This is a genomic window from Aeromonas sp. 84A, from assembly GCF_051919345.1.
Lineage (GTDB): Bacteria > Pseudomonadota > Gammaproteobacteria > Enterobacterales > Aeromonadaceae > Aeromonas > Aeromonas veronii.
The window spans coordinates 1,636,675-1,649,667 of sequence record NZ_JBQBEW010000001.1 but is presented as its reverse complement, the minus strand read 5'-3'; the positions used below and the strand labels follow the sequence as shown (position 1 = coordinate 1,649,667).

The following is a 12,993-nucleotide window of genomic DNA, read 5'->3' as shown; positions in this document are numbered from 1 at the left end:
GTCTGTCATGCAAATCGCCAAAACCGATGCTCCCATCATCGAAGTCCAGCACCTCTACAAGGACTTCCCCATCAACTCCAATGCCATCAAGAGTGGCAAGATGCGGGCGCTCTCCGACATCACCTTCAACCTGCACCGGGGCCGCGCCCTGGCGGTGGTCGGGGAGTCGGGCTCCGGCAAGAGCACCATCGCCAAGATCATCGCCAAGATGTACAAGCTCAGTGCCGGGCGCATTCTCTATCGCGGCCACGATCTGGAGGAGTTCAACAAAGGCACCGCCCTGCTGGACTATCGCCAGAGCGTGCAGATGGTGTGGCAAGATCCGTTCGGTTCGCTCAACCCGACCCACACCATCTATCACCACATCGCCCGCCCCCTGCTGCTGCACAGCAAGGTGATCGACAAGAAAGAGCTGCCAGACATGGTCTACGCCCTGCTGGAGAAGGTCGGCCTGACCCCCGCCAAGGCAACGGCGGCCAAGTATCCGCACCAGCTCTCCGGCGGCCAGCGCCAGCGGGTCAACATCGCCCGCAATCTGGCGGTGGAGGCGGAGGTGGTGCTGGCGGACGAGCCGACTTCCATGCTCGACGTTTCCATTCGCATCGGCATCCTCAACCTGATGGAGCAGATGAAGAATGAGCTCGGCGTCTCCATGCTCTACATCACCCACGACATCGCCACCGCCCGCTATGTGGCGGAAGATCTGGCAGTCATGTATGTGGGACACATGGTGGAGTGGGGCGAGGTGGATGAGATCCTGCACCACCCGCAGCACCCCTACACCCAACTGCTTATCTCGGCGGTGCCCGACCCGGAGAAGAGCATCCACGCCGAGCTGGAAGGAGGCCGCAAGGGGGAGATCCCGCTCTGGACGCCAGAATCCTGCGGTTGCCCCTTTGCCGGGCGTTGCAATCAGGCGATGCCCCGCTGCAAGGAGGCGCTGCCCCCCATCACCAAGCTTGCCGACAACCACTTCGTGCGTTGCTACCTCTACGAGTGAGGGTGAGCCTTAGACCGGCCGGACAACCCTGTCCGGCCATGCCTCGATACGGGGCGGCCACAGCCCCGTGATGTGCCTCACCGCTCGGCGGTGAACCACAGGAGTAATACCTTGATGGAACTCTTGATCAATCAGGTGGGCTACGAGTGCGACGGACACAAGGTCGCCCTGTTGCAAACCTCCCCCGCCCCTGATCTCGGCGGCTATGTCAGGCTGCAACGCCTCGACGATGGCCAGATCCTGTTTGAAACCCCGCTGCAACCGGCCGGCAGCGTTCCCGGCTGGCAGGGCCGCGCTTACTGGCGTGCCGACTTCTCCGCCTTCAAGGAGCCCGGCGACTATCGGCTGGAGGCGATCACTGCCCAAGGCATTGTCCGCTCGACCCGCTTTGCCATCGGCCAGGATCTGCTGGCCAGCCACTGCCTCTCCGATGTCATCCACTACTTCAAGGGGCAGCGCGCCAGCGGCACCTTCGATCGGGCCGACCGCAACGCCCGTCTGTTTGGCACCGACCAGCACAAAGATGTGCACGGCGGCTGGTTCGATGCCAGCGGCGACATGAGCAAGTACCTGAGCCACCTCTCCTACACCAACTACCTCAACCCCCAGCAGACCCCCATGGTGGTGTGGGCTCTGCTCAAGTGCCGCGAACTGCTGGCCCCGCGCCGCGATATCGACGGGGTGAACCTCTGCAAGCGGCTCAATGACGAGGCGCTGCACGGCGCCGATTTCCTCTGCCGGATGCAGGATGAGTCGGGCTTCTTCTTCATGACCCTGTTCGACAAGTGGAGCAAGGATCCTGCCCAGCGCGAGCTGTGCGCCTATGCCACCCAACAGGGGATCAAATCAGCCAACTGGCAGGCGGGTTTTCGCCAAGGGGGCGGCATGGCTATCGCCGCGCTGGCCCGCGCCGCCCGCGAGAGCGTCAGTGGCGACTTCAATGCCAGCCGCTACGCCGAGGCCGCCAAACGCGGCTACCTGCATCTGTGCGAACACAACCTTGCCTACCTTGATGACGGGGTCGAGAACATCATCGACGACTACTGCGCCCTGCTGGCAGCGGTGGAGCTGACCCGCACCTTCGGCAACGAGTGGCTGAATGAGGCGAGAGCCCGTGCCAGCAAGCTCTGTGCCCACCAGCGCCCTCATCCTGAGCTGGGTCACTACTGGTCGGCCAACGAGGATGGCTCGCGCCCCTACTACCACGCCGCTGAGGCGGGTCTGCCGGTGCTGGCGCTGCTGGAATATCTGGGCGTAGAGCCGGATCAGGGGCACCAGGCCCGGGTACAAACCGTGGTGGAGCAGGCGCTGGCCGCCGAGCTGGCGCTCTGCGCCCGCGCGGGCAACCCCTTCTCCCTCGCCCGCCAATATGTGAAAGGGGTGGATGAAGCGCCGCGCGTCAGCTTTTTTATGCCCCACCACAACGAATCCGGTTACTGGTGGCAGGGGGAGAATGCCCGCCTGGCCTCGCTGGCTGCCATGGCCTTTGCTGGCGCCCGCCACTTCCCCCGCCAGAGCCAGCCGCTCATCACTTACGGTCAGCGCCAACTCGACTGGATCCTCGGGCAAAACCCCTTCAACGCCTGCATGCTGGCGGGCCACGGCATCAACAACCCCGCCTATACCGCCGGGTATCCCAATGCGCAGGGGGGTATCTGTAACGGCATCACCGCCGGGTTTGATGACGAAAATGAGGTGGCCTTTATTCCGGAGGAGTACAAGGATCGGCTGGATCAGAACTGGCGCTGGGGCGAGCAGTGGATCCCCCACGCCGCCTGGTTTGCCTTGGCCATCAGCTGGCAAAATGCCGCAGGAGGTCGCCATGATTGAGTTCTGGGTCGGCGTCGATGGTGGGGGCACCCACACCCGCGCCCGCATTCGGGATCGGGCGGGCAAACTGCTCGGAGAGGGGCGCGCAGCCGGCTCCAATCTGGAGCTTGGCATCCCCCATGCCCACGCCAATGTGCTGGCCGCCATCGCCAGCGCCCGCCTTGCCGCCGGGATCGCTATCGAGAGTGAACAGCAGATGGGGGTCGGGCTGGCGCTCGCCTCCGCCGAGCTGTCCGACTGCTATCACGCCCTGCTCGAGATGCCCTTCCCCTTTGCCAGCGTCAGGCTCACCTCTGATGCCTTCGGCGCCTGCCTCGGCGCCTTTGGCGGCCGTGAGGGAGCCATCCTCATCGCCGGTACCGGCTCGGTGGGACTGGTTTATCAGGAGGGGCGAATTCGCACCTGCTCCGGCCGCGGCTTCCCCATTTCAGACATAGGCAGCGGTGCCTGGCTGGGGCTGCGCGCCATCCAGCAATCCCTGCTCTGCCACGACGGCATTCTGCCCCCCAGCACCCTCGCCATCCGCTTGATGGATCGCTTCAAGCGTGATCAGGCCGAGGTGGTACGCTGGGCCGCCCGCGCCATTCCGGCGGACTATGGCCACTTTGCCCCCTGGGTGTTCGATGCCGCCAGCGATGGCGACGAGCTCGCCAATCAGCTGCTGGACGAAACCTGCGAACAGCTGCGGATCCTGCTGGAGGGGATGACCCAGCTGGGTGCCAGACAGATCGCCCTGCTGGGGGGGATTGGCACCCGCCTTGCCCCCCGTCTCGGCCAGCTCAACCTGATCCCCCCCTGGCAGATGCGCTTGATGGCGCCATCCTGTTTGCCCAATCAGAGGATTTTCCATGTCTACACCCCTGATCCACACCCAGGTCGCCCGACGTGACGGCGAGGATGTCTGGTTCACCTTCACCCTCTCACGCATGCCGGATACCAAGTGGAAGCTGCACTTCTGTCTGGCTCGCCATATCGACCCCGACTCCTTGCAAGGGGGCGAGCTGGAGCGCCAGAGCGGCAGCTACAAGGTGATTGTCCCGAACGCTGGCAGCTGCGAGCTACGCTTTTGCTGCCGCCAGACCCCCATCAAGAAGCTCTCCGACATGCCGCAGGGCTTTTTCCTCAGCTTGCCGGAAGCGACTACGGGTGCCCAGCTGCTGCCGGTGACGCTGGCGGCGCAGGATCTCGGACTGGAAAACCCGCCGGTAACCCGCCCCGACCTGCCGGATGTCGAGCCCCAGCCCGGCATAGTGCCACAACCGGCCCATCTGGTACTGCTGGAGGGGAACTTCCGGCTGGCAGAGCGGGCTCATGTCAGCGCCCCCCGCGATGTACCGAAGCTGCTGGCCCACTTCAACGAACTGACGTCGCTGGCGCTGGAGCAGGATCACGACGCTGAAATCCGGCTGACCGAGGCCAAACTGGCCCCCGAAGCCTACCAACTGACCATCACGCCGCAGGAGGTGGTGATTGCCGCCGCCGACGAAGCGGGCTGGCGTCATGGGCTGGTCACGCTGGCCCAGTGGTATCTGCAACATGGGGAGAGCCTGCCCTGCGTCACGCTGGAGGATGCCCCGCGCTTTGGCTTTCGCGGCATTTTTCTCGACTGCGCCCGCCACTTCCACACTCCGACAACCATCAAGCGCCTGCTCAAGCTGATGAGCCTCTACAAGTTCAACCGCTTCCACTGGCATCTGACCGATGACGAGGGGTGGCGACTCGAGATCAAGGCCTTCCCGGCATTGACCGACGTGGGTGCCTGGCGCGGCCACGATCTGGCGATCGCCCCCCAGCTCAGCGGCGGTGCCCAACCCTATGGCGGCTACTACACCCAGAGCGAGGTGAAGGAGCTGGTGAGCTATGCCAGTGAGCTCGGCATCACCGTCATTCCCGAGATCGACATCCCGGGCCACTGCCACGCCGCCATCAAGGCGCTGCCCGAGTTGCTGATCGAAACGGCGGATCACTCCCGCTACCGCTCGGTTCAGCATTTCGATGACAACGTGCTCAACCCTGCCCTGCCCGGCACCTACCGCTTTCTGGAAGCGGTGCTGGACGAGGTGTGCGAACTCTTCCCCGGCCCGCAGATCCACATGGGGGGTGACGAGGTGCCGACCGGGGTCTGGACCGACAGCCCCGCCTGCCAGCAGCTGATGACCGAACAGGGCTACGCCGACTGCCGCGAGCTGCAGGGCCATCTGCTGCGCCACTGCCAGCGCTATCTGGCCGCCAGAGGCAAACAGATGATCGGCTGGGAGGAGATCCTGCATGGCGACAAGGTGAGCCGCAAAGCGGCCATCTGTGCCTGGACCAGCTTTCAGGCGGGGCTGGACGCAGCCGCAGCCGGTTATCCGGTGGTGATGGCGCCCGCCCAGTTCCTCTATCTCGATCTCGCCTGGAGCGCCGATATTCATGAACCCGGCCTCTACTGGGCGGGGACCCTCAATCTGGAGCAGATCTACGCGTGTGACCCTGCCCCAGCCGATTTCCATGCCAACGATAACATCCTCGGGGTGCTGAGCCCCTTGTGGTCAGAATTGATCACCAGCCGTGATCGTCTCGACTACATGTTGTTCCCGCGTATGCTGGCCACGGCCGAGGTGGCCTGGAGCGATCCCGCCCACAAGGGCTGGGAGCACTTCGCCGCCCGCCTGCCGGGTCAGCTGCAGATCCTCGATCAGTTGCAGGTGCGCTACCGGATGCCACAGAGGTAATGTTGTCTCTACTTTGGCGGCCAATCGGCCGCCTTTTTTACGATTAGCCAACAAAACATCAACTTCCCCCTACCATTCATCCGCCATTATTGGCAAAATCCAGCCCCCAATGAAGCTGGTCTGCCTCCTGCTGGCGCGAGCCTGCGGCCACCTCCAGATCTGCCACAATAACAACGACAACATTATCAACAAGAACATCGGAGCGTATTCCTATGGCCCGCAGAGATGTCCATACCCTGGATAGCGAAGTGGAGTTTCCTGCCGACGTACAACTGGTCTCCACCACTGACCTGCGCGGGGTGATCACCTACGCCAACCCGGCCTTTTGCGAAATCGCAGGCTACACGGTCGATGAACTGGTGGGACACAACCACAATCTGGTACGCCACCCCGACATGCCCAAGGCCGCCTTCGCCGATCTCTGGGCCCGCCTCAAGGAGGGCAAACCCTGGCGCGGTATGGTAAAAAACCGCTGCAAGGATGGCCGTTACTACTGGGTAGATGCCTATGTGACCCCCATCTATGAAGGCAACAGGATCAGCGGCTACCAGTCGGTACGCTGCAAGCCCGAGCCCCAATTCAAGCGCATCGCCGCTCAGACCTACCAGGCACTGCTCAAGGCCGAGCGCGGCAACAGCAGCAACCTCCCCTCTCTTGCCAAAGTACGCACCCCGGCCATTACCCTGCTGCTGCTCGGCCTGATGGGCTGGACCTTCGCCAGTCAAGGGGCCATGACCGTCCTGCTGATGCTGCTGCCCCTGTTGCTTATTGGCGGAGCCTACTGGCGCGAGCTCTTTGCCCTGCCCCACTATCTGCAGAAACTGGGCCGTGAATATGACAGTCTGACCCGGCTGGTCTACTCCGGTGACAACCCCGGCGCCATTGCCGATTTTCATATCAAGATGCTTCAAGCCCGCATCCGAACCGTGTTGGGACGGATCAACGATGCCACGGCACCTCTGCAAACCCTGGCCATCAATCTGAAGCAGGCCTCTCATCAAGCCTGTCTCGATATCAACGAGCAAGATGCCCAGACCCAGCAGATGGCTACGGCTATGACTCAGATGGCCAACACAGCTCACGAGATCGCCCGCAACATTCAGGACTCCAACGGTCAGGTCAACGAAGCTCGCAATCGTTGTGAACAAACCAACCAGCAGTTGAACCAGACCGAGCTGCAGATCGAACAGCTCGCCAAACAGGCTGAGCTGGCGTTCAACTCGGCAGTGGAGCTCGCCAGCGAATCCGAACGGATTGGCAGTGTCATGGGCGAGATCCAGGGCATCGCCGAGCAGACTAACCTGCTCGCCCTCAACGCCGCCATCGAAGCGGCTCGCGCCGGGGAGCAGGGCCGTGGTTTTGCGGTGGTCGCAGACGAGGTGCGAACTCTATCGACCCGCACCCACAAGGCGACCGAGCAGATCCAGGTCAGCATCAAGCAGATCCAGCACACTCTGGGACGCTGGAAGGGGATGATGCAGGAGAACCTGCAACAGACCCGCGCATGTGCCGAGATGACCCGCCAGGGCGCCAGCAGCCTCCATACCGTGCTGGCAGAGATAGAGCTGGTCACCGAACACTCCACCCAGATAGCCACCGCTGCAGAGCAGCAACAAGCGGTCGTGGAGGAGATCAGCCGCAGCATCCACCAGATCTCCGAGTACTCCCACGCCAACAGTCAGAAGATGCTGGATGTCGATCACTCAAGTCAGGCTCTGCTGGAACGGGCCAAGCAACTGAAGGGGCTTAGCCAGACCTTCGGCTGAATCATTGCCAGCCCCATGACAGAAGCGCCACAATGGCGCTTCTGTTGTTTTTGACGAATCGGGTCTATGAGCATTGAACCAAGTCCATCCCCATTGAACAAAACAGCCCGTATCGAAGCGATCATCGCCCTGATCCCGGCAGGCCGGGTGGTCAGTTACGGTCAGGTGGCCGATCTGGCGGGGTTGCCCGGACGGGCAAGACTGGTGGGCAAGGTGCTGCGGGAAACCGACAAGGTACTGCCGTGGCATCGGGTACTGGGCGCCGCGGGCACCATCTCGTTACCGAAAGTATCGCCAGGCTTTGCCGAACAGACGGGACGCCTGCAGCAGGAGGGGGTCGTGGTGATCGGTGGACGGGTCAGAATGAAGGAGTGGCAATGGCAGCCCGATCTGGCCGAGCTGCTTTTTCTACTGCCGTTTTGAGGGGATCACAGCCGGATCACTCAAGCGGCGCCAGGATCTCGTCGCTGCGCACCTGCACCGGTATGGTCTCATCCGCACGCTGCAGCAGCACCAGCAGGCTCTGCCGGTCCACCTCCAGCACATAGGCCGCCCCTTCCCGGGTCATACAGCTCATGCCCGGCCGGATCTCGTTAATCTCCATCTCAACCTCCTTGTCTACTTCGCGATTGATGACAGCTGCACTCCTTGCAGCTGTCTCAGTATACCGCTATCCATAAGCAAAGAGGCCCCTTGTCGGGGCCTCTTTTCATCAGGCTTTTTTAGCCTTTGGCAAACTCTCTTGCCAGGTACCGTTGTCGTAGTGAGCGGTCCAACCGGTCGCCTTGCCGTTGACCTCGCTCATCACGTACTGCTCCTTGGTCTTGCGACTGAAGCGTACGATGGCGGGGTTGCCGTCCGGATCGGTGAGCGGGGCACCGGCCAGATACTTGTGCTTGGCGGAGATGCGATCCTTGAAGCGCTTGAGCTCTTCCACCAGCGGCGCGCGAGTCTCGCGGGATTTGGGGAAGTTGCTGGCTGCCAGGAACAGACCGGCAGCACCGTCACGCAGCACGAAGTGAGCATCGGACTGGGTGCACTTGAGCTCCGGCAACGGTACCGGATCTTCTTTCGGCGGCGCGATGTCGCCGTTTTTCAGGATCTTGCGGGTGTTCTTGCAAGTCTCGTTGGTGCAGCCCATGTACTTGCCGAAACGGCCGTTCTTGAGCTGCATCTCGCTGCCGCAGCGGTCGCACTCGATACTCGGCCCTTCGTAGCCCTTGAGCTTGAACTGGCCCTTCTCGATTTCGTAGCCATCGCAGTCCGGGTTGCGACCACAGACGTGCAGCTTGCGGCTGTCATCGATGATGTAGGCATCCATCGCAGTGCCACAGACACCGCAACGGTGCTTGGCACGCAGCGCCTCGGTTTCCGCCTCTTCGCCGTCAGTGGCGGAGACAAACTCATCGGCAGAGACCAGGTTGATGGTCTTCTTGCAGCGCTCTTTCGGCGGCAAAGCATAGCCGGAGCAACCGAGGAACACGCCGGTAGTCGCGGTACGAATCCCCATCTTGCGGCCGCAATCCGGGCAGTCGATGTCGGTCATCACCATCTGGTTGGCACGCATGCCGCCCTCTTCGGGCGCCTTGTCGGCCTTCTCCAGCTCCTGGGTAAACTCGGCGTAGAAGGCATCCAGCACCTTCTTCCACTCCAGGCTCCCTTCGGCGATGCCATCGAGTTTGTCTTCCATCTTGGCGGTGAACTCGTAGTTCATCAGCTCAACGAAGTTCTCCACCAGACGATCGGTGACGATTTCGCCCATCTTCTCGGCGAAGAAACGGCGGCTCTCGACCCGCACATATCCGCGATCAACGATGGTGGAGATGATAGAGGCGTAGGTTGACGGACGGCCGATGCCGCGTTTTTCCAGCTCGCGCACCAGCGCCGCTTCGGTGAAACGGGCAGGCGGCTTGGTGAAGTGCTGGCGCGGATCCAGCTTGACCAGTTTCAGCACCTCGCCAACGGTCACCGCCGGCAGCTGGCTATCTTCGCCCTTGCGACCCATCGGCGGCAGTGCCTTGGTCCAACCGGCGAAGCGTAGGGTACGGCCACGGGCCTTGAGCTCGAACTCACCCGCCTTGACGGTCAGGGTGGAAGAGTCGTACTGAGCCGAGGTCATCTGGCAAGCAACGAACTGACGCCAGATGAGATCGTACAGACGCATGGCATCCGGCTCCATCCCTTCCAGCATCTCGGCAGTCACCTGTACATTGGAGGGACGGATCGCCTCGTGCGCTTCCTGAGCATTGGCCTTGGCGCCATACAAATTCGGTTCGGCTGGCAGATAGGCCGCGCCATACTGCTCGCCGATAAATTCACGCACCGCCTCAACCGCCTCTTTACTGAGGTTGGTGGAGTCGGTACGCATATAGGTGATGTAACCCGCTTCATAGAGACGCTGGGCCATCATCATGGTCTTCTTGACCCCGAAGCTCAGACGGGTAGAGGCCGCCTGCTGCAGGGTGGAGGTGATAAACGGTGCGGACGGCTTGGAGCCGGTCGGCTTGTCTTCCCGGTTCACCACCTTGTAGTCGACCCCTTCCAGGGCTGCGACAGCGGCAAAGGTCTCGGCCTGGGTCACCGGCTTGAAGTCGGCACCATTGCGGCTGACCACTTCCATCCGCAGATCGCTCTTGTCGGCGGTCAGCAGGTCGGCATTGAGATCCCAGAACTCGACCGGAACGAACGCCTTGATTTCGCGCTCTTTATCGACGATAAGACGCACCGCAACGGACTGTACCCGACCGGCGGAGAGACCGCGGGCCAGCTTTTTCCACAGCAGCGGGGAAACCATGTAACCCACCACTCGGTCGAGGAAACGACGAGCCTGCTGGGCATTAACGCGGTCAATATTGAGTTCGGACGGCTGGGCGAACGCCTCCTTGATGGCGCTCTTGGTGATCTCGTTGAACACCACGCGCTTGTAGCGACTGTCGTCGCCACCGATGATCTCGCGCAGGTGCCAGGCGATCGCCTCTCCTTCTCTATCCAAGTCAGTTGCGAGATAGATGGTGTCAGCTTTCTCGGCCAGACTTTGCAACTCGCTAACCACCTTCTCCTTGCCGGGCAAAATCTGGTAGTTGGCCTGCCAGCCAGCGGTCGGATTGATACCCATTCGGGCAAACAGGGCCTTGCGATCCTTGGCAGCCTTCTCGGATTCGCTCAACTTGATGCCGCGAATGACAGGTTTCTTGGGCTCAGTGCTGGCGCTGCCGCTGGTGGGCAGATCGCGAACATGACCAACGCTGGATTTCACCACGTAGTCCTTGCCCAGATATTTGTTGATCGTCTTGGCCTTGGCCGGAGACTCCACTATGACCAGTGATTTGCCCATGCTGTAACTATTATCCTCATTGCACCCGACGGGGTTGGTGTGCGGTTTTGTGGGGCTGTATAAGAGATTTGGCGCGAAAAAGCAATCTTGTGAGCAAATTTGCCTGCCCAGCCCGAACCACACGGCTTCTTTTATTGCTTCTTTATTTATTAATGCGAAGGCAACAGGCCGGACGCAACCGCTTTTTCAATTTTCTGCCATACCGCCCCTCTTTTTATATCTGAAACGACATAAAAACGTCTGCTGGTTACCGGCTTGTTACAAAAACATAAAATCTCTTTATAATGGCCCAACCCCGACGCATTGCGCGCGGAAGGAACCGCTACCCATCATAAAAATCGAAAGGATGTACTCAATGAAGCACTTCGAGGTCAATTTCGACGGTCTGGTCGGCCCGACTCATAACTATGCTGGCCTCTCCTACGGCAACGTTGCCTCCCAGAGCAATGCCCAGGAGGCTTCCAATCCGAAAGAGGCCGCCAAACAGGGGCTGCGCAAGATGAAGGCGCTGACCGAGCTTGGCATGACCCAGGGAGTACTGGCGCCACAAGAGCGTCCCGATCTCGCCACCCTGCGCCGTCTCGGCTTCACCGGCAACGATACCCGGGTGCTGGAGCTGGCCGCCAAACAGGCTCCCGCCGTACTGGCTGCCTGCTATTCGGCTTCCAGCATGTGGACAGCCAACGCCGCCACCGTCTCTCCCAGTGCCGATACCCAGGATGGCCGCATTCACTTCACCCCCGCCAACCTGACCAACAAGTTTCACCGCTCCCTGGAGCCTGACGTCACTGGTCGCATCCTGCAAGCCGTGTTCAACAATGATCGCCACTTCAGCCACCACCTCCATCTGCCGGAAAATGACCACTTCGGCGACGAGGGGGCAGCTAACCACACCCGCCTCTGCCGCGCCTATGGCGAGGCGGGGGTCGAGCTGTTCGTCTATGGCCGCAGTGCCTTTGACTACTCCCGCCCGGCGCCGAAGCGCTACCCGGCCCGCCAGACCCTGGAGGCAAGCCAGGCCATCGCCCGCCTGCATGGCCTCGGCGAGGAGAGCGTGGTGTTTATTCAGCAAAACCCGGAGGTGATCGATCAGGGGGTATTCCATAACGATGTGATCGCGGTGGGCAACCAGAACGTGCTCTTCTTCCACCAGCAAGCATTCCTCAACACCGAAGCGGTGCTGACCGAAATCCGCGGCAAGTTTGGCGAGGGGGATTTGCACTTTATCGAAGTGCCAACCGCCGAGGTATCCGTGCTGGATGCGGTGAAATCCTACCTGTTCAACACCCAGATCCTCACCCTGCCGAGCGGTGAGATGGCCATTATCGCCCCCACCGAGTGCCGCGATAATCCGGCGGTGTCGGCCTATCTTGGCAAGCTGCTGACGCAGGAGACTCCGATCAAGGCGGTCCACTATATGGATGTGAAACAGAGCATGCGTAATGGTGGCGGCCCGGCCTGCCTGCGACTGCGGGTTGCCATGAACGATCAGGAACTCGCTGCGGTCAATCCGGCCTGCCTTATCAACGACAGCCAGTTTGCCCGCCTCGATGGCTGGGTCGATCGTCACTACCGCGACCGCCTGACCCTCGATGACCTGCGGGATCCGGCACTGGTGCAGGAGTCCCGCAGTGCGCTGGACGAGCTGACCCAGATCCTGAAACTGGGGTCGGTCTACCCGTTCCAGCGCTAGATGTGATGCCCGGGAAGACCGCCGACACTGGCGGTCTTCTGCTATCTGCCTTCTCTTCAGCGCGATCGCCAACTTGCACGGATGCTGTTTTGTGCAGAAAAGCAGCGCACAACTTGCTGATAAGCTTGAATTTTGAGCTGGATGTATCAAAAAATCGACGAACAGTCATTTTTTACTGCCAGATGCCTCATCAAGGGGTTCACAAAGCCTCTGGATCTGATAGTATGCGCCTCGCACTTGGGGAGGGGTTCCCGAGCAGCCAAAGGGATCAGACTGTAAATCTGACGGCTCTGCCTTCGAAGGTTCGAATCCTTCTCCCTCCACCATTCAAGTGCAAAGTAGTGACAATCAGGAAATACCCCGTGGAGGGGTTCCCGAGCGGCCAAAGGGATCAGACTGTAAATCTGACGGCTCTGCCTTCGAAGGTTCGAATCCTTCTCCCTCCACCATTTCCCTGATTGCAATGGCTGAATACAATTTGCTTTGCCCCTGTGGAGGGGTTCCCGAGCGGCCAAAGGGATCAGACTGTAAATCTGACGGCTCTGCCTTCGAAGGTTCGAATCCTTCTCCCTCCACCATCATTCAAGAAAACCCGGTCTCGCGCCGGGTTTTCGCTTTCTGCCATTCTCATCACACTTTTCCGACCTTGTCAGATC

General features: G+C 61.0%; 8 protein-coding genes, 3 tRNA genes and 1 pseudogene. 10 read left to right on the top strand and 2 right to left on the bottom strand.

Features of this window, described 5'->3' with window-relative positions; genetic code table 11:
* Positions 1–7: 7 nt before the first annotated feature.
* The 6 genes and pseudogenes from ACTG20_RS07705 to ACTG20_RS07680 all read left to right on the top strand — a co-directional run bounded on the left by ACTG20_RS07705 (position 8) and on the right by ACTG20_RS07680 (position 7,733).
* Entirely contained in the window at positions 8–1,000 is a 993-nt protein-coding gene (locus ACTG20_RS07705; RefSeq protein WP_005353824.1) for an ABC transporter ATP-binding protein, read from the top strand.
* A 114-nt stretch (positions 1,001–1,114) separates the two neighbouring features.
* Positions 1,115–2,830 (top strand): glycoside hydrolase family 9 protein, encoded by a 1,716-nt coding sequence (locus ACTG20_RS07700; RefSeq protein ID WP_194495970.1) that lies wholly within the window; start codon positions 1,115–1,117, stop codon positions 2,828–2,830.
* A pseudogene (locus ACTG20_RS07695) lies at positions 2,823–3,694 on the top strand (BadF/BadG/BcrA/BcrD ATPase family protein). The gene ACTG20_RS07700 and the pseudogene ACTG20_RS07695 overlap by 8 nt, the downstream one beginning before the upstream one ends.
* Positions 3,679–5,544 (top strand): beta-N-acetylhexosaminidase, encoded by a 1,866-nt coding sequence (locus ACTG20_RS07690; RefSeq protein WP_194495968.1) that lies wholly within the window; start codon positions 3,679–3,681, stop codon positions 5,542–5,544. The pseudogene ACTG20_RS07695 and the gene ACTG20_RS07690 overlap by 16 nt, the downstream one beginning before the upstream one ends.
* Positions 5,545–5,756: 212 nt before the next feature.
* On the top strand, positions 5,757–7,310 hold the full coding sequence (locus ACTG20_RS07685; protein ID WP_019446728.1) for a methyl-accepting chemotaxis protein: 1,554 nt from the start codon (positions 5,757–5,759) through the stop codon (positions 7,308–7,310).
* A gap of 66 nt (positions 7,311–7,376) precedes the next feature.
* The gene (locus tag ACTG20_RS07680) at positions 7,377–7,733 is read left to right on the top strand and encodes an MGMT family protein (protein WP_194495967.1); all 357 of its coding nucleotides are present in this window, start codon (positions 7,377–7,379) and stop codon (positions 7,731–7,733) included.
* 16 nt (positions 7,734–7,749) lie between these two features.
* Here ACTG20_RS07680 and ACTG20_RS07675 read toward each other — a convergent pair whose 3' ends face one another.
* Positions 7,750–7,914, bottom strand: a complete 165-nt coding sequence (locus ACTG20_RS07675) for a hypothetical protein (RefSeq protein WP_005334891.1) — start codon at positions 7,912–7,914, stop codon at positions 7,750–7,752.
* 108 nt (positions 7,915–8,022) lie between these two features.
* The gene (topA, locus tag ACTG20_RS07670) at positions 8,023–10,644 is read right to left on the bottom strand and encodes a type I DNA topoisomerase (RefSeq protein WP_194495966.1); all 2,622 of its coding nucleotides are present in this window, start codon (positions 10,642–10,644) and stop codon (positions 8,023–8,025) included.
* Between the two features lie 355 nt (positions 10,645–10,999).
* Here topA and astB point away from each other — a divergent pair, with 355 nt between their 5' ends.
* The 4 genes from astB (at position 11,000) to ACTG20_RS07650 (ending at position 12,915) form a co-directional block, all read left to right on the top strand.
* Entirely contained in the window at positions 11,000–12,337 is a 1,338-nt protein-coding gene (astB, locus tag ACTG20_RS07665; RefSeq protein ID WP_194495965.1) for an N-succinylarginine dihydrolase, read from the top strand.
* 241 nt (positions 12,338–12,578) lie between these two features.
* A tRNA-Tyr gene (locus tag ACTG20_RS07660) sits at positions 12,579–12,663 on the top strand.
* 38 nt (positions 12,664–12,701) lie between these two features.
* A tRNA-Tyr gene (locus ACTG20_RS07655) sits at positions 12,702–12,786 on the top strand.
* Between the two features lie 44 nt (positions 12,787–12,830).
* Positions 12,831–12,915: transfer RNA gene (locus tag ACTG20_RS07650), tRNA-Tyr, on the top strand.
* Positions 12,916–12,993 lie beyond the last annotated feature (78 nt).

What these genes read in the sequence shown, in the direction of transcription:
- ACTG20_RS07705 (WP_005353824.1), top strand. Translation starts at nt 8, where the DNA reads ATGCAAATCGCCAAAACCGATGCTCCCATCATCGAAGTCCAGCACCTC.
- ACTG20_RS07700 (WP_194495970.1), top strand. Translation starts at nt 1,115, where the DNA reads ATGGAACTCTTGATCAATCAGGTGGGCTACGAGTGCGACGGACACAAG.
- ACTG20_RS07675 (WP_005334891.1), bottom strand. Translation starts at nt 7,914, where the DNA reads ATGGAGATTAACGAGATCCGGCCGGGCATGAGCTGTATGACCCGGGAA.
- astB (WP_194495965.1), top strand. Translation starts at nt 11,000, where the DNA reads ATGAAGCACTTCGAGGTCAATTTCGACGGTCTGGTCGGCCCGACTCAT.
- topA (WP_194495966.1), bottom strand. Translation starts at nt 10,644, where the DNA reads ATGGGCAAATCACTGGTCATAGTGGAGTCTCCGGCCAAGGCCAAGACG.
- ACTG20_RS07690 (WP_194495968.1), top strand. Translation starts at nt 3,679, where the DNA reads ATGTCTACACCCCTGATCCACACCCAGGTCGCCCGACGTGACGGCGAG.
- ACTG20_RS07685 (WP_019446728.1), top strand. Translation starts at nt 5,757, where the DNA reads ATGGCCCGCAGAGATGTCCATACCCTGGATAGCGAAGTGGAGTTTCCT.
- ACTG20_RS07680 (WP_194495967.1), top strand. Translation starts at nt 7,377, where the DNA reads ATGAGCATTGAACCAAGTCCATCCCCATTGAACAAAACAGCCCGTATC.